A 1,300-nucleotide genomic window follows, 5' to 3' on the forward strand; every position below is an offset into this window, starting at 1 on the left:
TGTCTTGTCCTGAAATATGGCTACAGGTTAAAATTGAATTAAGCTGATAATTTATATACCATATTAGGTGTTTTATAGTCTAAAGATAAATGTAATCTTATTTCGTTGTATAAATTAATTGCATTTTTTGCAGCTCTTTTAGCGTGTGCTACGTTATCAAAGGTCTGGTCGAGATAAAACTCATCTTTTAATATGCCATTTACACGCTCAGCCATGGCATTTTCGTAACAATGATTTTCTTCAGTCATACTGATATCTATCTTTTTTCTCTTTAGTATTTGCGTGTATTGATTGCTACAATACTGTATTCCTCTGTCAGAATGATGAATAAGCTGTTTAATGTTTTTGGCTTGATATATGGCCTTATTTAGGGCTCTTACACATCCTTTTAGTTCCAAACTATCACTAAGATCATAACCAACAATTTTCCTAGAATACATATCTGTTATTAAGGCTAGATAACAAAACCCTTTTACAGTTCTTATGTATGTAATATCAGATACCCAAACTTGATTAGTTCGCGCTATTTCAAGGTCTTTTATAATGTTGTTATACTTATAAAAGCGATGATATGAGTTAGTAGTTCTGGCACTGGTTTTCTTTCTAAGTGTTAGCATATTATGTTTTCTAAGGACATTAAATAGCGTATCTCTACCAACTTTGATGTTAGCTTTTGTAAACTCATCATCTAATGATTTTATGAGTTTACGTACGCCTTCTCTAGGAAGGGATTTGCGTTTTTTACTGACTATTTTTATAATCTGTTGTTCTAGTTTTAAACGCTTATCAGCTCTAGATTTGTATTTATAATACGCATCACGTTTAAGTCCAAAACAACTTGCTATAGTAGATAAAGAAGCAAATCCCTTAGCTCTATTTCTAGTTTTAATAAAAGCTAGATATTGAGTTTTTTTTTAAGTTGCTGAACATTTTTATATCCTAATTTTTCTGCAGCTACTTCAAGATAAGATTCCTCTACCAATGCATCCAAATCCTTTTTAAGCAGTAGCTTTTTAAGTTTTTCATTCTCTTTTTGCAATGCTTTTATTCTAGATATTTCGTCTTTCGTTTCCACTTTTACTCTGGTGTTCATTAAGTCTTTACGATTATACTTTTTAATCCACTCATTAACTGTAGTAGGTGCAATAGAGTAGAGTTTACAAAGTTCGCTCTTTGTGTGTTTTCCGGTTGTAAGTTCCGCTAAAATTTTCAGTTTAAATGGTTCTGAATACCGTCTGATTACTTTGTCATTTTTGTACATAATGTTTAAAATAATGTAGCCTTTATTCAGGACGGGTCA

The 1,300-nt window shown here is 31.4% G+C and carries 2 protein-coding genes; both read right to left on the reverse strand.

Going from position 1 to position 1,300, the window contains the following annotated elements:
* Positions 1 to 38: 38 nt before the first annotated feature.
* Positions 39 to 890: an IS3 family transposase gene (locus tag ACJBCC_RS17210; RefSeq protein ID WP_407557922.1), complete on the reverse strand. Its 852-nt coding sequence runs from the start codon at positions 888 to 890 to the stop codon at positions 39 to 41.
* A gap of 5 nt (positions 891 to 895) precedes the next feature.
* Complete coding sequence (locus tag ACJBCC_RS17215) at positions 896 to 1,261, reverse strand: transposase (RefSeq protein WP_299103440.1); 366 nt, start codon at positions 1,259 to 1,261, stop codon at positions 896 to 898.
* Positions 1,262 to 1,300 lie beyond the last annotated feature (39 nt).

This window comes from Winogradskyella sp. 4-2091 (genome assembly GCF_045765065.1).
Classification (GTDB): domain Bacteria; phylum Bacteroidota; class Bacteroidia; order Flavobacteriales; family Flavobacteriaceae; genus Winogradskyella.